This window comes from Arcobacter sp. 15-2, from assembly GCF_047159865.1.
In the GTDB taxonomy this organism is placed as follows: Bacteria; Campylobacterota; Campylobacteria; order Campylobacterales; family Arcobacteraceae; genus JAIOSF01.
This window is the reverse complement of the sequence record NZ_AP038804.1, coordinates 1,700,198-1,719,470: the sequence shown is the minus strand read 5'-3', so window position 1 is coordinate 1,719,470 and position 19,273 is coordinate 1,700,198. Positions and strand designations below refer to the sequence as shown.

At 28.0% G+C, this 19,273-nt stretch carries 18 protein-coding genes and 1 pseudogene; 11 read left to right on the top strand and 8 right to left on the bottom strand.

The window, feature by feature from the left end; genetic code table 11:
• Window positions 1-66 precede the first annotated feature (66 nt).
• On the top strand, window positions 67-813 hold the full coding sequence (locus ACMCMH_RS09025) for an NUDIX domain-containing protein (RefSeq protein ID WP_412724765.1): 747 nt from the start codon (window positions 67-69) through the stop codon (window positions 811-813).
• Here ACMCMH_RS09025 and ACMCMH_RS09020 read toward each other — a convergent pair.
• Complete coding sequence (locus ACMCMH_RS09020) at window positions 802-2,700, bottom strand: cache domain-containing protein (RefSeq protein WP_412724762.1); 1,899 nt, start codon at window positions 2,698-2,700, stop codon at window positions 802-804. The genes ACMCMH_RS09025 and ACMCMH_RS09020 overlap by 12 nt on opposite strands.
• 169 nt (window positions 2,701-2,869) lie before the next feature.
• Between ACMCMH_RS09020 and ACMCMH_RS09015 the strand changes: the two genes are divergently transcribed.
• Window positions 2,870-4,474, top strand: a complete 1,605-nt coding sequence (locus ACMCMH_RS09015) for a phosphoglucomutase, alpha-D-glucose phosphate-specific (RefSeq protein WP_412724760.1) — start codon at window positions 2,870-2,872, stop codon at window positions 4,472-4,474.
• Between the two features lie 18 nt (window positions 4,475-4,492).
• Here ACMCMH_RS09015 and ACMCMH_RS09010 read toward each other — a convergent pair whose 3' ends face one another.
• A complete protein-coding gene (locus ACMCMH_RS09010; RefSeq protein ID WP_412724758.1) occupies window positions 4,493-5,809 on the bottom strand; it encodes a 2-isopropylmalate synthase in 1,317 nt (438 codons plus the stop codon).
• A gap of 344 nt (window positions 5,810-6,153) precedes the next feature.
• Between ACMCMH_RS09010 and ACMCMH_RS09005 the strand changes: the two genes are divergently transcribed.
• The 7 genes and pseudogenes from ACMCMH_RS09005 to ACMCMH_RS08975 all read left to right on the top strand — a co-directional run bounded on the left by ACMCMH_RS09005 (window position 6,154) and on the right by ACMCMH_RS08975 (window position 10,929).
• The gene (locus tag ACMCMH_RS09005) at window positions 6,154-6,663 is read left to right on the top strand and encodes a ferritin (RefSeq protein ID WP_412724756.1); all 510 of its coding nucleotides are present in this window, start codon (window positions 6,154-6,156) and stop codon (window positions 6,661-6,663) included.
• A 125-nt stretch (window positions 6,664-6,788) separates the two neighbouring features.
• Window positions 6,789-7,103 (top strand): annotated as a pseudogene (locus ACMCMH_RS09000) (ArsR/SmtB family transcription factor); the annotation flags it as partial.
• Entirely contained in the window at window positions 7,101-7,517 is a 417-nt protein-coding gene (locus ACMCMH_RS08995; protein WP_412728016.1) for an arsenate reductase ArsC, read from the top strand. The pseudogene ACMCMH_RS09000 and the gene ACMCMH_RS08995, both read left to right, overlap by 3 nt.
• 6 nt (window positions 7,518-7,523) lie before the next feature.
• A complete protein-coding gene (locus ACMCMH_RS08990) occupies window positions 7,524-8,777 on the top strand; it encodes an arsenic transporter (RefSeq protein WP_412724754.1) in 1,254 nt (417 codons plus the stop codon).
• A 12-nt stretch (window positions 8,778-8,789) separates the two neighbouring features.
• Complete coding sequence (locus tag ACMCMH_RS08985) at window positions 8,790-9,752, top strand: permease (RefSeq protein WP_412724752.1); 963 nt, start codon at window positions 8,790-8,792, stop codon at window positions 9,750-9,752.
• Between the two features lie 13 nt (window positions 9,753-9,765).
• Entirely contained in the window at window positions 9,766-9,999 is a 234-nt protein-coding gene (locus tag ACMCMH_RS08980) for a thioredoxin family protein (protein ID WP_412724750.1), read from the top strand.
• 12 nt (window positions 10,000-10,011) lie between these two features.
• Window positions 10,012-10,929, top strand: coding sequence for an MBL fold metallo-hydrolase (locus ACMCMH_RS08975; protein ID WP_412724748.1), 918 nt, complete (start codon window positions 10,012-10,014; stop codon window positions 10,927-10,929).
• Window positions 10,930-10,952: 23 nt separating this feature from the next.
• Here ACMCMH_RS08975 and ACMCMH_RS08970 read toward each other — a convergent pair whose 3' ends face one another.
• The 6 genes from ACMCMH_RS08970 to ACMCMH_RS08945 form a co-directional block, all read right to left on the bottom strand.
• Window positions 10,953-11,309 carry a diacylglycerol kinase gene (locus ACMCMH_RS08970; protein ID WP_412724746.1) on the bottom strand — a complete coding sequence of 119 codons (357 nt, stop codon included), beginning with the start codon at window positions 11,307-11,309 and terminating at the stop codon, window positions 10,953-10,955.
• 174 nt (window positions 11,310-11,483) lie between these two features.
• Complete coding sequence (locus tag ACMCMH_RS08965) at window positions 11,484-12,161, bottom strand: phosphatase PAP2 family protein (protein ID WP_412724744.1); 678 nt, start codon at window positions 12,159-12,161, stop codon at window positions 11,484-11,486.
• Complete coding sequence (locus ACMCMH_RS08960) at window positions 12,151-13,770, bottom strand: phosphoethanolamine transferase (protein ID WP_412724742.1); 1,620 nt, start codon at window positions 13,768-13,770, stop codon at window positions 12,151-12,153. The genes ACMCMH_RS08965 and ACMCMH_RS08960 overlap by 11 nt, the downstream gene beginning before the upstream one ends.
• A gap of 9 nt (window positions 13,771-13,779) precedes the next feature.
• Entirely contained in the window at window positions 13,780-15,537 is a 1,758-nt protein-coding gene (locus ACMCMH_RS08955) for an LTA synthase family protein (RefSeq protein ID WP_412724740.1), read from the bottom strand.
• Between the two features lie 214 nt (window positions 15,538-15,751).
• Window positions 15,752-17,083: a sensor histidine kinase gene (locus ACMCMH_RS08950; RefSeq protein WP_412724738.1), complete on the bottom strand. Its 1,332-nt coding sequence runs from the start codon at window positions 17,081-17,083 to the stop codon at window positions 15,752-15,754.
• Window positions 17,073-17,732 (bottom strand): response regulator transcription factor, encoded by a 660-nt coding sequence (locus ACMCMH_RS08945; RefSeq protein ID WP_412724736.1) that lies wholly within the window; start codon window positions 17,730-17,732, stop codon window positions 17,073-17,075. The genes ACMCMH_RS08950 and ACMCMH_RS08945 overlap by 11 nt, the downstream gene beginning before the upstream one ends.
• Before the next feature lie 175 nt (window positions 17,733-17,907).
• Between ACMCMH_RS08945 and ACMCMH_RS08940 the strand changes: the two genes are divergently transcribed.
• Together ACMCMH_RS08940 and rimK are read left to right on the top strand one after the other, a co-directional pair.
• Window positions 17,908-18,351 carry an ATP-dependent zinc protease gene (locus ACMCMH_RS08940; RefSeq protein ID WP_412724734.1) on the top strand — a complete coding sequence of 148 codons (444 nt, stop codon included), beginning with the start codon at window positions 17,908-17,910 and terminating at the stop codon, window positions 18,349-18,351.
• 1 nt (window position 18,352) lies between these two features.
• Entirely contained in the window at window positions 18,353-19,273 is a 921-nt protein-coding gene (gene rimK, locus ACMCMH_RS08935) for a 30S ribosomal protein S6--L-glutamate ligase (protein WP_412724732.1), read from the top strand.

The window sequence follows — 19,273 nt, the reverse complement described above, 5'->3', positions numbered from 1 at the left end:
TAAATATAAGTAGATGTTTTTAGAATATTAAGTATAATAAATTTATTATATCAAAGGATACAACCAATGCTTGAGGAATTTAATTTTACTACTATTACTCTCATACCTGATAGTTATAATGGTATCACTATTGACACTAATTCTATACCTTATATTTTAGAAGAATTTGAAAAAGAGTTACAAAATATTTTACAGCAACTAGAAAATAAAAAACTATTATGGGTTAAACTTCCTATAGAGAAATCTCATTTTATTCCTTTACTAACAAAATATGATTTTATTTTTCACCATTGTAATGAATCAGATATTACTTTACTAAAAAAATTAACCATAGATCCAATTATTCCAACAGCAAGAAACCATACATTAGGTGTAGGTGTTGTTGTGATTGATGAGGGAAACATATTAGTTGTTAAAGAGAGGATAGGACAACATTTTAAACTTCCAGGTGGATATATTGATGATAATGAAAACATCTCTACAGCTGTAGTAAGAGAAGTAAAAGAGGAAACAGGTATCGATGTTAAATTTAATTCAATCATCGCATTAGGTCACTTTAATCCTCTGCAATTTGGTGAATCAAATTTATACATAGGAACTATTGCACATCCTTTAAGTAAAGATATAAATATTATCGATACAGATGAAATTTTAGAAGCAAAATGGATGAAACTTGAAGACTTTTTAGAAGATGAAGAGATATATTTATTTAACAAAACTATAGTCAATACTGCTCTTAAGAATAATGGATTAAAATTTGAGCATATTGAGATGCTCAAAGGAAGAGATATAGACTACGAGTTATTTTTCTAATACATTGAGCTGATTTTTTAATATAATGACAAATTCAGCACCTCTGTATTTTTTCTTCTCATATTCATATTCTTTATTTGATACAGTGATTGTACCTCCAGATTTTTCAATTATCAGCTTTGACATATAAAGTCCTACTCCACTCCCATTTTTATGTGATTTTGTTGTAAATTTATAGTCAAATAACTTATCTATTATTTTTTCATCTATTCCATTTCCATTGTCATAAAAAGAGATTTGGATACCATCTTCTATTTTACTGATATCTATAAAAATTAATTTTTTCTCTAGATTTGATTCTTTTAAAACATCTCTTGCATTACTTAGTATATTCATAAAAACCTGTATAAGTTCATTTTGCAAACCAAGATATTCTATTTCTGAATTTTCCATTACTAATTCTATATTGTGTTTTTTAAATTTTGAATGCAAAAGACTTATTGTTTTTTGAATCGTTTGAGAGATATTAAATAGTTTTTTAATTTTATCTTTTTTATAAAAATTACGAAAATCATCAATTGTTGTAGAGAGATAATCTACAGATTCACTTATATTATCAAGACCATTTCGTAAAATATCTTCAGTCATCATATCAAATTCTTGTTGAACTTTTAAACCACTTGAAGCTGTACTAATAATAGATAGTGGTTGTCGCCATTGATGTGCAATATTTTCTATCATCTCACCCATTGCTGCCATTTTTGATTGTTGGGCTAATAGCTGATCTTTCTCTTCAACTCTTCTTTTATAATGTTCAAATCTTCTTTCTATCATATATGACATCATAAAAGAAAAAATAATAACAATCACCAGTAAAAGAAAAAACACCATAATAATATTTATAGTATTTTCATGATTTTTTTTTGTCAATTCTTCTTTTTTCTTTTGAACAATACTATTTAAATCATCAGTATAAAAACCAGAACCAATAGTCCACTCCCATTTTTTATGTGGAAGTAAATAGGAAACTTTATTTATATCTTTTCCTATTTTTGTTTTTGAATACAAATATTGATAAAACATCCCATCATCTTCTTGCATTTTGAATAAATCACTTAAGAATTCATCTTTTATGACTCCATTATATACGACACTTTGTGTCCCTATAAGATTTGTATTTTGGTGAGAGATTAGAGTTCCATTTTTGTCGAATATAAAAATATAATAATTTTTACCGTAAGTATACAAAGAGAGTCTTTTTGTAATTGATCTTTTAATAGACTCTTCGTAATCTTCAAAATACTCCCCTGTTCCTATAAAACAATTCAATGGAGCAAAATATTTTGCAAAACCTATTTTTTTTGATTGTTGTTTTTTTTCATTTGGTTTATACCACCACCAAGTATAAAATCCTTCACCATTTTGAAGAGTTAAGTCTCTCATATCTCTAACGGTAAAAGCACCTTTGATATCTTGAAAGTTTAAAAAATTAGTACCTTCTAACTCTTTTCTAGGAGGAAGTAATAGTGCTGTACCTTTCATATCATACATAAAAAAGTAGCCTCTATTGTCATTGAAGTGTACATTTCGAAGTGCATCAGTTGAGAGTTTTAAAATCTCTTTTTTACTTTTATGTTTATTTTGTTCATATAGATTGCTAACAATTGCGTAAGCATTTGTCACTTTCTCTTTTATATTTTTTTTAAGTTTTTCTTCGGTGAGTTTTTGTTCATTATAAATGTTATTGCGTATTTTTAAAACTTCTTGTTTAATAACTTGTTTCTCATTTTTTAAATAAAGTGATTTAACCTTATCAATTTCTTTGTCAAAGTTGACTTGGTTTATATACAAAGCAACTATAGTTCCTAAAATTGCAATTACACACATTATGATAAATGGCATAAACTTTATGGATAACAGTAATTTTTTATCATCTTTACTAATCATATTTGAATTGTTCTTTTATATTTAAAGTTTCTATAATCAATTTTTAAAATTACCTTATTTAATTTATTTATATTTTAAGTTTTTAATTATAATGGATATAATCTTACATCTTGATTTATATAATACTGGCTATAATTCTTCAAATAAATCATCATTATTAGGAAAACCAATGAACAAAAACGCAGGAAAAGTTGCCCCAAAAGAGATACTTCAAAATATAGCACAACTCATTAGTGACTATTACCTCAAATTTCCAAATACTTCTGACACTACTCAAAAGGTATCTTTTGGTACTTCAGGACACAGAGGAAGTTCTCTAAAAGCTAGTTTCAATGAAGCTCATATTTCAGCTATTACGCAAGCTGTTGTGGACTATAGAAAAGAGAATAATATCACAGGAAAATTATATTTAGGGATGGATACACACGCTCTTTCCACTCCTGCTCATACGACTGCACTACAAGTACTTGGAGCAAATGAAGTAAATGTTTGTTATGCACAAAACTTTGACTATACCCCTACTCCTGTTATATCTCATGCTATTTTAAATGACAAGGGCAGTGATGGTATCGTTATAACACCTTCACATAATCCACCTTGCGATGGTGGATTTAAATACAACGGTTTAGATGGTGGACCTGCTGATACTGAGGTAACTAACTGGATACAAAATAGAGCAAACGAATACTTAGAAAATAATATGGAAGGTGTTTTATATGAAGAGTTAGAAGAAGTTTTAAAACTTGATTGTGTTCAAGAACATGATTTTATGACACCTTATGTAGATGACTTAGAAAATGTTATCGATATGAAAGCAATATCTGACTCTAAAATAAAAATAGGCGCTGATGCTATGGGTGGAAGTGGTCTAAAATATTATGATGCAATTAGAAAAAAATATAACCTAAATATGGACATATTTAACGACAATGTAGATTTTACTTTCTCATTTATGCACTGCGATAAAGATGGAAAAATAAGAATGGATTGTTCAAGCCCATATGCAATGGCAGGACTTATAGCTATGAAAGACGACTACGATATCGCTTTTGGAAATGATACAGATTTTGATAGACATGGTATCGTAACAAAAAGCAATGGTTTATTAAATCCAAATCACTATTTAAGTGTAGCTATTGATTATCTCTCACGCACACGAGATTTTGAAAATTTAAATATTGGTAAAACATTAGTGAGTAGTTCTATGATAGATAGAGTAGCACTTGATAATAATAAAGAGGTATTAGAAACTCCCGTTGGATTTAAATGGTTTGTAAAACCACTTGTAGATGGGGAAGTATTTTTTGGTGGAGAAGAGAGTGCGGGAGCTAGTTTTTTACGATTTGATAAAAAAGTATGGTCTACAGATAAAGATGGAATCATCTTAAATCTTTTATCAGCTGAAATTTTAGCAACTACAAAAGAAGATGCAGGTATCTATTATGAAAACTTAGTAAAAAAACATGGTAATCCGATTTATGCAAGGATAGACGCGCCAGCTACTTTTGAGCAAAAAACAAAACTAAAAAACTTAACACCTGAAGATATAAAAGCAGACACAATAGCAGGTGAAAAAATAGAACAAATACTTACAACAGCATCAAATGGAGCTAAAATAGGTGGTCTAAAAATCACTTCTAAAAATGGATGGTTTGCATTAAGACCATCAGGAACTGAAGATGTATATAAAATATATGCAGAAAGTTTTATCTCTCAAGAACACTTAGAAACTATTCAAAAAGAGACTCAATCTATCGTTGATGGACTTTTTTGATAACAAATAGTATTTTTACTATTTGTTAGATTCAGATTTATAAATATCGATAATCTCATCTTTACTTAACTCAATCCCTTTTTTATCAGAAATCTCTTTTACTATTTTCCCAAACTCTATAGAGGATTCTTTAGACATCTCTATGCCTAAAAATTCAGAAATGATAAAACTAGCTCCCCCTTTACCTGACTGGGAGTTTATCCGTATCACCTTTTCATAATCTCTTTTGATATCTTTTGGGTCCATTGGTAAATAAGGTACTGTCCATTTTTCTTTATCACTTTGATTATAATGTTCCATCCCTTTTTTAATAGCATCCTGATGTCCACCACTAAATGCTGTAAATATCATATCTCCTACATAAGGATGTCTAATATGTGTTTTTATCTGTGTAACCTCTTCTATAAACTCTTTAATTTCATCTATATTTGATAAATCTATTTCAGGGTCTATCCCTTGAGTGTGAATATTGAAAATAACAGTTACTAAATCTAAGTTTCCAGCTCGCTCACCATTTCCAAAAATAGTTCCTTCTATTCTATCTGCACCTGCTAATATCGCCATTTCAGCAGATGCAACTGCTGTACCTCTATCGTTATGAGGATGTACACTTACGATTATATTTTCTCGTGTTTTTAAATGCGTACACATCCACTCTATTCTATCTGCATATACATTTGGCATGCAGGCTTCTAAAGTATTTGGTAAATTTATAATCATCTTATTTTGTTCACTTGGTTGTACTATATCTATGACAGCATTACATATTTTTACCGCAAATGGTAAATCTGTTTGAGAGAAACTCTCAGCTGAATACTGAAACATAACCTCCCCTTCAAAATCAGCAGTTAATTTTTTCACCTCTTTCATACCATCAATTGCCATAGCAATAATCTCATCATCTGTTTTGTTAAAAACAACTCTTCGCTGGAATTCATTTGTGGGATTATAAATATGAAAAATAGTTTTTTTCGCACCTCTTAATGCATCCACACTTTTTTTAATTAACTCTTTTCTAGCAGGGATTAAAACTTGAATATACACATCATCAGGGATTAAGTTTTCTTCGATTATTTTTCTACAAAAATCATAATCTGTATCTCCAGCACTTGGATACCCTACTTCTATTTGTTTAAATCCCATATTTACTAAATGCTGAAAATACTCAACTTTTTGCTCAATAGTTAATGGATCTTTTAATGCTTGGTTTCCATCTCTTAAATCAACACTACAATAAATTGGTGCTTTTGTGATTGTATTATTTGGCCATTTTCTGTTGAAATTTTGCACAGTTGGGTATTGGTTATATTTTAAATGTTTGTTATCTAAGCTCATGGTTTGTCCTTATTGAGGTTATTGGTAATGATTTGTAAAAAGTACAGAAATATCCTATAAAATATAAGGCTAAATTGTAATTTTTATACTAAAGTTGTTTTGTTATGATTGGGTAAATTAAATGTAAATTTAATTTTAGAGGTTAAGAAGGAGGAGTAAAGTAGTGTCTTGTTGAATTGCACTATTTGTAAAATGTGATTGTATGTTAAATCTATTTTTCATAATTACTCCTTTTGATTTCTAGTGAAACTTTACATGAGTTAAACTTAAAGTTTGGTTATAATAAAACTATAGTCTATTCTAAATAGAAATATACTATAATATTCAAAACTAAAGGATACAAAATGATTTCAACAACATTACAAACAGCAATAGTAGAGCAACTCAATAAAGAATTTCACTCAGCTTACTTATATCTAGGTATGAGTGCATACTGTTCAAATGAAGGATTTAACGGTGCTTCTTCATGGTTTCTTATCCAATATAGAGAAGAAGTAGCTCATGGTATGAAAATGTTTAAATATCTTGAAGACCAAGGTGCAGATATTCAACTTCCTGAGATAAAAGGGGTAAAAGTTAAATATAAATCTTTACTAGATGTATTTAAAAAATCTTTAGCACACGAACAAATGATGACAAAAAATCTTAACAATCTTTCAGATATAGCTATGAAAGAGAAAGACCATGCAACATACAATTTACTTCAATGGTATGTAACAGAGCAAGTGGAAGAGGAAGCAACAGTATCTGAAATAATTGACCATATCACACTTGTAGGTGATAATGGTTATGGACTTTATACTATAGATAAAGAACTTGCTGGAAGAACTTTTGTAGACCCAACTGCTGTTTAATCTCTTTTAAAAAGTAGTCATATTTTTATGATTACTTTTTTTATATCTTAATTATATCAATATATCTTGATATATAACTATTTTTATGTTATACTTCTAGAAATTAAACAATTTGGTGGTAAATTATGGATATATTTCTAAAAACTATTGGCTCTATAAACGATGAAACAAGACTCAAGATTTTACATTTTATAAACGAAAATGATGAAGTATGTGTATGTGATATAGAAAATTCATTTGATATGATTCAGTCACGAATTTCACGACATCTAAAGATTTTAAAAGATGGTGGTTTTTTAAAAGTAAGCCGTCGTGGACGATGGGCGTATTATAGTATCCGCACTCCTCTTGATAAGTTTCGATTAAATGTTTTAGAAGAGATAAGTTATTTAGATTTAAAGATACCCACACTACCAAAAGAAAAAAAAGGATGTAAAATGGAAAACAGTTTAGAAGAAAAAAAAGTATTAATTATGTGTACAGGAAATAGCTGTAGAAGTATCATAGGTGAAGCACTTATAAACAAAGAGTTAGAAGGTGTAAAAGCATATAGCTGTGGTATGAAACCAACAGGAAAAGTAAATCCAAATGCTAAAAAAATATTAGAACAAAATGACGCTTGGGATGAGAGCTATTTTTCTAAACACTTAGATGATGTTTTAGATATCGATTTTGATTTAGTAGTAACAGTATGTGGAAATGCAGATGATGCATGTCCATCTTTTCCAAAACCAGTAAATAAAATCCATGTAGGGTTTGAAGATCCAGATGGAAAAGGCTTTGAAGCTTTTGAAGAAACTTATGCATTAATCAAAGATGAACTTTTAACAAAAGTAACTGAGAACTTAAAGTAATCATAGATGATAATAGCCATTAGTATTTTTCTTATCACCCTACTTTTTGTCATTTGGCAACCAAAAGGTTTACAAATAGGTACATCTGCAGTAATTGGTGCTGTTGTTGCATATGTTTTTGGTGTGGTTAATTATGAAGATCTATTTACAGTTTTTGATATCGTTTGGGATGCTACTTTTGCATTTATAGGTATCATCATCTTATCTTTAGTTCTTGATGAGATTGGTTTCTTTGAGTGGTGTGCACTTAAAATGGCTAAGTTCTCAAATGGAGATGGGGTAAAGATGTTTATCTACTCTATTTTACTGGGTGCTTTAGTATCAGCACTTTTTGCAAATGATGGAGCAGCTTTGATTTTGACTCCGATATTACTAGCAAAAATGAGGATTTTGAAACTCAATATGAAAACTATTTTAGCATTTTTATTGGCTGGTGGATTTATATCAGATAGTGCTTCATTGCCTTTTGTATTTTCTAATCTTACAAATATTGTAACAGCAAACTATTTTAATATAGGATTTTTAGAATACTTAACAAATATGTATCTACCTTTTATCGTAAGTGTTTTTGTAACTATTGTAGTTTTACTTTTAGTTCTACGAAAAGATATACCGAAAAAAGTTGATATAGATTTACTTAAAGATGCAGATTCTGTTTTGAAAAACAAAACTCTATTTTACTTCTCATGGGTATTTTTAGCTATTTTATTAGTAGGATACTTTGTAGGTGATGCATATGATATCCCTGTTTCAGTATTTGCTTTAGGTGGAGGACTTATATTTTTACTTATCTCCACACTATCTAAAACTGTAGAGCCTATTCATATCATCAAAAATGCACCTTGGCAAGTAGTATGGTTTTCCCTAGGACTGTATATAGTTGTATATGGTTTAAAAAATGCAGGATTAACAGATAATTTAACTTCTGTATTAGAGTCTTTAAATACCCAAGGAGATTTTATAGCAGTTATGGGAACTGGTTTTATGTCTGCAATATTAAGTGCTTTTATGAACAATATGCCCACAATCATGGTGATGGATATAGCTCTAAAAGATATAGGAAACAGTGCTATGATATATGCAAATATCATAGGGTGTAATCTTGGACCTAAAATGACTCCATTTGGTAGTCTTGCAACTCTACTTTGGTTACACACTTTAAATCAAAAAGGTGTAAAAATAGGCTTTTGGCAGTACAGTAAATTTGGTCTTATTGTTACTCCTCCAATACTGTTTTTAGTATTGTTAGCGTTAGTTTAAAAAGGAATTATTATGTTTGATTGGTGGGAAAAAATAAGTGCTTCATTTGTGTATGAAATACTATCATTAGAAAAAGATACTGCATTAGCAGAAGCTTTACACTTTTTTTTATATGATACTGTAAAAATATTTATATTATTAATTACAATTATTTACCTTGTAACTTTTTTAAGAAGCTATTTCCCTATAGAAAAAGCAAGAGATTATATAAGTGGTAAAAATAAAATAGTAGGTCATATATTTGCAGCATTTTTTGGGGTGTTGACTCCATTTTGTTCGTGTAGTGCTATTCCATTATTTTTAGGATTTTTACAAGCTAGAATACCTTTAGGGGTAACATTTTCATATCTAATTTCAGCACCTTTAAGTGATGCTGTTGTTATAGCTATGTTGTTCTCACTATTTGGATGGAAAATTGCACTACTTTATGTAAGTATTGGTTTAGTTATAGCTATTGTAGCAGGTCTTGTAATTGGGGCTTTAAATCTTGAAAAAGAAGTTTTAATTGAAGTAAAACCTCTAAATAATTGTTGTGATACATCAAATAAAAATGAGAATCAAATAAAAGAAAAAATAAGTGAATCGTGGGATTACACAAAAGATATTTTTCTAAAAATTTATCTTTATGTGATAGTTGGTGTTGGTATTGGTGCTTTTATACATGGTTATATTCCTGCTGATTTTATTGGAAAATATGCAGGTGGGGATGTCTGGTATGCACCAATAGTAGCTGTATTGATGGGAATACCTATGTATTCAAATGCAGCAGGTGTTATTCCACTTATAGAAGTTTTAACACAAAAAGGGATGTTAATGGGAACTGCATTGTCATTTATGATGGCTGTAGTGGCATTAAGTTTACCAGAAGCTATGATTTTAAAAAGAGTATTAAGTGTAAAACTTATCTCAATATTCTTTTTTATAGTTGGTACCGCTATCTTATTAGTTGGGTACTTATTTAACATAATTTTATAAAATAGGAGAAAATATGAAAATAGAAATTTTAGGAACAGGATGTTCAAAATGTACAATGTTAGAGACAAAAGTAAAAGCAGCAGTAGCTAAAGTTGGTGGATTTCATGAGATTGTAAAAGTTGATGATATTGTTGATATTATGAATTATGGTGTGATGAGTACTCCAGGTTTAGTAATCGATGGTGTTGTAAAAAGTACAGGTAAAGTTCTAAGTGTTGATGAAATTATCGAATTTATGCAAAAATAAAGGCAAAAATATATGAAAAAAATACTTTTAGCATCAGCTGTATTAGCTTCTAGTTTATTTGCAAATATCTATACTTTAGAGCCAGTAAAAATTACAAAAGACACTACTTGTTTCATAGGTGATTTAAATCCACCAATGAAACAAAATAAAGGTTTTGTTTCAAATGTGTGTTATATTGATATAGGAGATAGCGTAGTTGTAATAGAACCAGGTCCTACATACAATTTTGCAAAAGAGTTAAATCAATTTATAAAAACTAATACAAACAAAAAAGTAAGTCATGTAATAGCTACAAACTTTCATGATGATAGATACACGGGAGCAAGTTTTTATAAAGAGAACAATATCCCTATTATTGGACATAAAACTATAGTACAAGAACTAGAGGAAAATCCAGATAAATTTAATCGTATCCCAAAGGTAACCACAAAAGAAGAATACAAAAACTCTAAAGTAGTACAACCGGATATTTTAACTGATGATAAATATATCATAAAAGGTAGCAAACAAAATATAGAAATTTTAAAACTAAGTGATGGTTCAAACTCTGTTTCTGATATAGCTGTATATGTTCCAAAAGATGATTTTATCTTTGCAGGAAACATCATATTTAATGGTCGTATGATAAAGTACGGAAAATACAGTAATGTAGACAACTGGATAGAAGCACTCAATAATCTTAAAAATATGAATGTAAAGTATGTTTTAGGTGGACATGGTTTTGAGTATGATAAAAACTCATATAAACCTACTTTAGAATACTTAACAATTTTAAGAGATAGCGTAAAAAAAGCATACGAAGATGATGTAGATAGAGAAGAGTTAAGTCCTTATATAGATGATAAAAAATTCAACTACTATAAACACTTTAAAGCAATCTCTACAAGCAATCCAAAAAGATACTACGATCAATTGGAGTGGGTAGAGTGAAAAATGTTAATGAGAACATTAACTCAAATGTTCCATAATATTGTTACCCAAATTACTATAAAAACAATAATACTCAAAAATACTATCGCACTTCCAACATCTTTGGCTTTTTTTGCCATCTCATGGTATTCTAAGGTAACTAAATCAACAACTCTTTCGATTGCACTGTTAATAGATTCAGCAATTAACATTCCCATAAGAGAGATAAATAGTAATGATTTTTCAACTAGTGATATATCAACTAAATATATTACTGGTAAAAGTATAATCATTAGAATTAATTCAATTTTAAATGATGTTTCTGTAGTAATGATATCTTTCAATCCTGCAATTGCATATGATGTATTTTTAAAGAAATTATATTTTGGTTGATTTCTCAATGTATCTCCTTAGATAAAATTATATATTTTTATTATATTTTTGTAACTCTTTCTTTGTGGAAAAATAAAATATTATAGTTAAACAAATTGTTATAATACTAAAGTTTAAATTTCCTTGTTTAACGAGTATTATATCTAAAATCATTAATGCTATAAAATAGATAATAATTTGTCTCACTTTAGATTCCTTTTCACACAAATTGAATGTAAGCAAAGTATACAAAGCCAAGATATTAACATTGTTATAAGTGTATGACTAAAAAAATGATCGCCTATAATCATTTTATAAAACCCCATACTCCATCCTACAGATAATGCAATAAATAATGATAGTAATTTATTCCTTTTTGTTTTAAAAAAAAAATAAAAACTAAGTAGTACAAATCCTCCACTAGCATGTCCTGCTGGCCAACATGAAATATGTTTCATACTCATGTATGGTTCAGAATACTTTTCCCATACTGCTGTTCTAGGCATATTACCTAAATACTGAATCTCGTTTTTTGGACAAGGCATATTTGTGGACTTCTTTAAACCACCAATAAATAAAGGAATCAAAATAGAAGATAAAACAATAACTAATATTCCATTTTTATATTTTTTAATTCTTTCATTCTTTTTAAAAAATATTATTAAGATTAAAAAAACTAACGCGATGATAATTAGTAGTCGCTTTATTCCATCATAAAATATAAATTTCCAAGGTTGAGAATCATGTTCTAAAATCCACATTTTTGTTTTAACATTATAAAACATATCTTGTACATAAAGATCAAAATCTGTCACTCCAAATACTATAATTGTCACTACTAATATAATTGAAGTAATGAATAACTGTTTTTTAATCTCCATTTATAATATCTTTACTTTTATCATAGATTTCTGTCTCAACTTCAAATAAAGATAATAAAGTATGAAATAGATTGTCGTGTGAAAACTCATCATCTTTTTTCTGTTTTATTTTTTCTAATGGCATATCTTTTTTCATTTCATCCCCAAACCAGATAAATGAGCCTATGTGTTTTTGAGAATCAGGTGCCATAAAATATGGTAAACCATGGAGATACACACCATTTTCACCTAAACTTTCCCCATGATCGCTCATGTATATCATTGCAGTTTCATGTGTATTGTCATATTTTTTTAAAAGATTTATTGTTTTGCTTAAAAAATAATCTGTATATAAAAGTGCATTGTCATATCCATTGCTTATCTCTTCTTTTGTACACTTTTCTAATTGATTTGTTTTACAAACTGGCGTAAATTTTTCAAAACTTTTTGGATATCTTTTATAATAGGCCGGACCATGATTTCCCATTTGATGTAAGACTATTAAAATATCTTTTCCCTTATTTTTTGAAATATAATCATCTAATCCAACGAGCATCCCTTCATCTCTACATTCACTATTATCTTCACAAATAGTATTTTTATCTGATGTTTTATAGTCTTCATAAGGTACTCTTAGTGCAACACCTTTACTATCTGAATTATTATCTCTCCAAAGTATTTGGATATCTTTAGTAGATTGTAATACATCAAGAATATTATAAGTAGAAATTCCTTTTTTGTAATTATAATCTTTTCTATCATAAATGGAAAACATACAAGGTACACTATATGCTGTACTTGTTCCACATGAAAACATATTGGAAAAATTGATAATATCTTCTTTTTCAAGTAAAGGATTAGTTTTTTTATCATAACCATTTAATGAAAAATGATCAGCTCTTGCAGCTTCACCAACTACGAGTATGACTAATTCCGTATGATTTTCCTTTTCATTTTTAGTATGTTCAATTACAATGGCTTCTTTACCTATTTTTTTAAGTTCTAATGAACCACTATTTACTGTTTTATTTATATAATTCCCTATACTATAAATCCAATAAGTAGGATTTGTATTATATCTCAATGGTTTATGTTCTCTAAAGAATGAAGTGTAATGTTTACTAAATATTACCGTTGTCATTCCTATTAATAATAAACTCATTAAAATATAAACTAATTTACTCAATAATTCTTTATGCCATATTCTATAATTAATTTTTACTTTGTATACAAAATAAGAAGGAATTACTCCTAAAAACAAGAGATATAATAATTGTTTTATTGAAAATAAATCCATAGATTCATTTATATTTGTTTGTAGCACATTTCGTATCATATCATCATCAACTATGATATGATATGTATTCATAAAATAATTGGTTAACGATGAAATCATAAGTACTATTATTAATATAGCTTTTGTTGTATATTTAGAACTCACTATTGTAAAAAGCAAGATGTTGATTGCTATTAAAAGAACTAGTAACGATAGTAAAAAACCTGTATTATCCGTATTTATAGGATAAACTTGTAACACATTAGTATAAAAAGTATAATTATCAAAAAAGACTATAAAAAGTACTATAAATAAAATAAGTTTTGGTTGTGTCATATTTTGTATGTATTTCATCATCAACCTTTACTTATAAAGCTTTTTATTATACATATGATCAAGTACTAAAATATATGATAACAGTTCTTTTTCTAAATTTTCATCCGAGCTAGTTTTTATGAGTTGTTTTTTATCATACAAAAATGTAACAGCAGGTTTATTTGGGCGTAAAATAGATACTTTGTTATCCTTTCTTAATGCATAATAATCATTAAACTGCATAAGAGCTAGATTCTGTTTTTTATCACTAAAAATTGAATGACCCATAATAGGATATGTTACATCTAAACCCATCAAATCAAGTGTTGTAGCCAATACATCGGGTTGTGTTGCTATTTTTTGATATTCAAAAGGTTTGATTCCTTCCCCTAAAATAACAGCAGGTATCTGAAACATATCAATAGGAACCATACTATTTCCATATACTCTTACATTATGATCTGCAACAACTACAAAAATAGTGTCTTTGTAATAATCCTCTTTTCTGGCATTGTCTATTAATTTTCCTATTGCAAGATCTGCATATTTAATAGCATTTTTGACACTTTTTTTAGGAGCATTTTTGACAAGTTCTATTTTATTTTCAGGAAAATCAAATGGTGAATGATTTGAAGTAGAAAATATAACTGATGCAAACTTTTGATTATTTGCATAAAGTTTTTTAAATTCTTCATTTGCTCTATCAACTACTTCTTCATCAGCAACACCCCAAGTGCCTACAAAAGATGGATTCTTAAACTTTTCACTATCAATAACTTCATCAAAGCCATTACCTAGAAACCACCCTTTCATATTATCAAAACGACTCTCTCCTCCATAAATAAAAGATGTGTGATAACCCAAAGGTTGAAGTAATTTTGCAATTGTGAAGTAATCCTTTTGAGATTTATTTCTTTTTAATACACCTTTGCCTGGAACTGAAAAGTTACCTGAAACTAATCCAGCAAGTCCTCTAATACTTCTTGTACCATTTGAATAAAGATCTTTAAAAGATATCCCCTCTTTATATAATCTGTTTAAATTTGGTGTAATATCTTTTTCCCCACCTAAAGGCTCAACAAACTGATATCCCAAACTCTCTTGTATAAATATCACGACATTTTTCGGTTTTCTTGTACTAAAATGACTTTTTTCTAACCTGTTAAGTGGTTCATTTTGATTGATAGATTGAATATTTAAACTTTTTTCAACTATAGATATTGCTTCATTTATATCCATCTTTCCATATCTTTTGAGCAGATTTTTAGTTCCATGTTTAACATTCACATATACTGCAGATAGAACACTATGTAGACTGTTTTTTGTAATTTCATTTAATATTCTATTAGTACTAAACATAGCATCTGAAGTGTTCGCACCTCTATGTCCAAATGATGATCGTATCCCCATAAATAAAATTAATAATAAAGGTAAAAGTAATGCTACTCTTTTGATATATGATACTTTAAATAACTCTAAAAAACCATTTTCATAGTTTTTTAAATACAAGTATATGAAAAATGTAATTGAGATGAGAGCGATTGACAATTCTATTCTATATTCTTCGAATATCATTGAAAACACCTCTTTTGGGTATTCTAAGTATTCTACAAATAAATAATTTGGTCGAACATCATATTGAAAGAAAAATGGTATAGTTGCAATTTCTATATATATCATCAATGATATAATAATTAAAAAATAGTATTTTATTATTTTATTAATTGTATGCTCTATTTTTTTGGGACTCAATGTTATTAGTAATACGGGTAAAAGTAAGAATGTACTTGCAGTTATGGTATCCATTCTAAGTCCATAAAGAAAAGTAAGCCAATAATTAAAGCTTTCTGTTTTAAAATTATCATAAAAAATAATAAATAAAACGAGCCTGCCAATAAAAAATATACTAACGAGGGAAAAGTAGTATTTAAAAAGTTGTGTGAAAATTTTTTTCAAGATTAATATCCTTATATCGATTTTATGGAATATTAATTCTTGAAAGTTAAATGAGAGTTAAGATTTAGAATCTAACGGTAATAGTTGTTCCTTTATTATATATTGACTGAATATCTAAATTTGCATTATGAAGATCAATAAAATTTTTGACGATTGATAAACCAAGACCAAATCCATTAATTTTTTTATTACGAGATTCATCTACACGATAAAACTTGTCTGTAATTTTATCAAGATGCTCTTTTTGAATACCAATACCTTCATCTTCTATACGGAAATAAGCATGATTATTTTCTGCAAAAAGTTCGATGTTTATCTCTTTCTCTTTAGATGTGTATTTAATAGCATTATCAATTAAATTAGAAAAAATAATATTAATTAATAAAGGATTTACACTCTTTTTAATATTTTCAATTTTTTTTATAGTTAAAAGTATATTTTTATCAGCTGCTTGTTTCTCATATTTACTTATAACATCTATCAAAATAGAATCTAAATAAGAATATTTAAAAGTACTTTGAATATTTTCTTGAGAATATTTTGTAAATAAAAACAATTCATCTATTATTTTCTCTATTTGCTTTATCTCATATTGTATTGTTTTTATACTGTTTTTATAATACTGAACATCATGATTTTTTCTTAATGACAATTCTATTGCCGTATTTATAACAGTAATTGGCGTTTTAAGTTCATGTGAAACATCATGATTAAAGTTATTAAGAGTTTCAATACCATTTCGTAACCTTTCAATCATATCATTAAATGAATTCATTAATTGAGTAATCTCATTATTTTCATTTGGAGTATGAATTTTTTTAGGCATATCTTCTATATTAATTTTTTGTGTTGTTCTAGTAAGAGTTTTAATAGGTATTAAAAGTTTATCAATCAAATTATTCCCTATCCATATTAATAATAAAAATAATAATGGATTTAGATATATTAAAACCTGTTCAATCTTTTCTGCTTGGTTATTAATCTCTTTAAGATACAAAATAATTTCACCCTTATATGGTGATATAAATTTAGTACGAAGTATCGCATCTTCTGTATTATTTTTTGTTTTATGAACAAAAAACATATTTTCAGACTCTTGATAAAGTTCAATATTTTCTAAAGGAAATTTATTGGAGGCATATAATAATTCCCCTTTATTAAAAATAACAAATTCTACATTTAATAATTTAGAATATAACTTAATTTTTTCATCTGGAAATTCACTAATAATATTTTCTTGAATAAAAGAGGTTTTACTCTCCATTTGCATCTTGATTTCACCATGAATACCATCTTCTAGTAAAATATAAAGTAATAAACTAAAAACAATTAATACTGTTGAAATAATTCCTACAAACCAAAATAAAATTTTTTGCTTTAAACTTCTAAATTTCAATTTTATATCCTAACCCTCTATAATTTTTTATTATATTATCTCCTATTTTTTTTCTCAAATTGTGAATTGTAACAGAAATCACATTACTAGATAAAATTTGTTCATTTGTATACATCAGATTTTCAATCATAGATTTTGAAACAAATGAATTTTTATTTTCTAACAATAAATACAATAAATCAAATTCTTTCATACTTAAGTTAATCTCAACATCATTTTTTACAACTTTTTTAGTGTTAAGATTCACTACAATATCATCTACGAAGACTATCTCTTGATTATAGTTATTAATAAATCTTCTATGTAAAGCTTCAATGCGTGCCTCTAATTCTTCAAAATTAAAAGGCTTTGTTAAATAATCATCGCAGCCAGACTTTAAAGCTAGTACCGTATCAGACACTTCATCTTTTGCTGTCAACATTAAAACAGGTGTATTGATTTTTTTTCTACGCATTGAATTTAAAATCTCAATTCCATTTTTTATAGGAAGCATCCAATCTAAAATTATCACATCATAACTATTTATTAACGCTAAATACTCACCGTCTTCTCCATTATCAGCTTTATCAATAACATAGCCATCTTCTTTGAGTCCTCTTTCTAAAAGAGATAAAATATTTAAGTCATCTTCGACAATTAATAGTTTCAAATTTATCCTTCTTTTGTTACTAAATTTAAGCAGCAATTATATACTACATTACTAGGATATAATATTAAAAAACAACTTCAGAAATCTTTTAGCTTAAAAATGATTTTTTTAGTTTATAATTTTAATATAAATAAAAATAAACGATTTATTTAACTTTAATATTAAGGGTAAAATTGTGATAAAAGAGAAAAAAATCGTAGGTCGAAAAGAAACTATTTCTATAATAGATTTAGACCTATTTAACTTAGATGCAAAAGTAGATACAGGAGCTGACTCTAGTGCTTTACACTGTGATCAAATTATAGTAAACGAAAAAGAAAATACAGTTAGCTTTACACTTTTAGATGAAGTTCATGAATCTTATCATGGAAAAAGAATGACATTTCCAATATACAAAATAAAAACTGTTAAAAGTTCCAATGGACATATCCAAAAACGCCCATCTATCAAGGTGAGTGTAAACTTTTTTGGTAAAAACTACAAAAGTGTGATATCTTTGACAAATCGAGCCGATATGAAATTTCCAATGTTAATAGGGAGAAGATTTTTAAGTGGTAAGTTCTTAGTAGATGTAGAAGAGGAATATTTAAGTAAAAACATAAAAGAAGAAGGAAAATAAAATGACAGTTTATATATTATCAAGAAACCCAAATTTGTATTCAACAAAAAGATTAGTTGAAGCTGGAGAATCAAAAGGATGGAATATTAAAATAATTGATTATTTAAAATGTTCAATTGAGATTATGAAAGGTGAACTTAAAATAAATTATCAAGGAAAAGAACTCCCTACACCTGATGCTATTATTCCTAGAATTGGAGCAAGTAGAACATTTTATGGTACAGCAATGGTAAGACACTTTGAGATGATGGATGTATTTAGTGTATCTGGAAACTTAGCTATACAAAGAAGTAGAGATAAACTACGAAGTTTACAAGTGATGTCAAAAGCTGATGTTGATATGCCTAAAACAGTTTTTGCTTCAAATAAATCAAGTGCTAAAGATGTTATTGAATTAAGTGGTGGAGCACCATTGGTTCTTAAAATTCTTGAAGGAACTCAAGGTGTTGGTGTAGTTTTAGTAGATAGTGAAAAAGCTGCAAAATCAGTACTAGATGCATTTTATGGAATGGATGTAAATTTACTTGTTCAAGAGTTTATAGAAGAAGCTGGTGGGGCTGACATACGAGCTTTAGTTGTTGGTGCTATGAAACGACAAGGTGCAGAGGGTGATTTTAGATCAAACTTACATCAAGGTGGAAGTGCAACTGCACATAAACTGACACGAAAAGAGAAAAGTACTGCTCTTGCTGCTGCTAAAGCTATGGGGCTTGGTGTTTGTGGGGTTGATATGATTCCATCATCACGAGGACCATTGGTTATGGAAGTTAACTCTAGTCCAGGATTAGAAGGGATAGAAAAATCAACAAATATTGATATTGCAGGGAAAATTATGGATTATATTGAAAAAAATGTAACTCCAGATTCACCAGACAATCCTACAAAAAAACGAAAAATCAAAAGAGATAATATAGGAGCATAG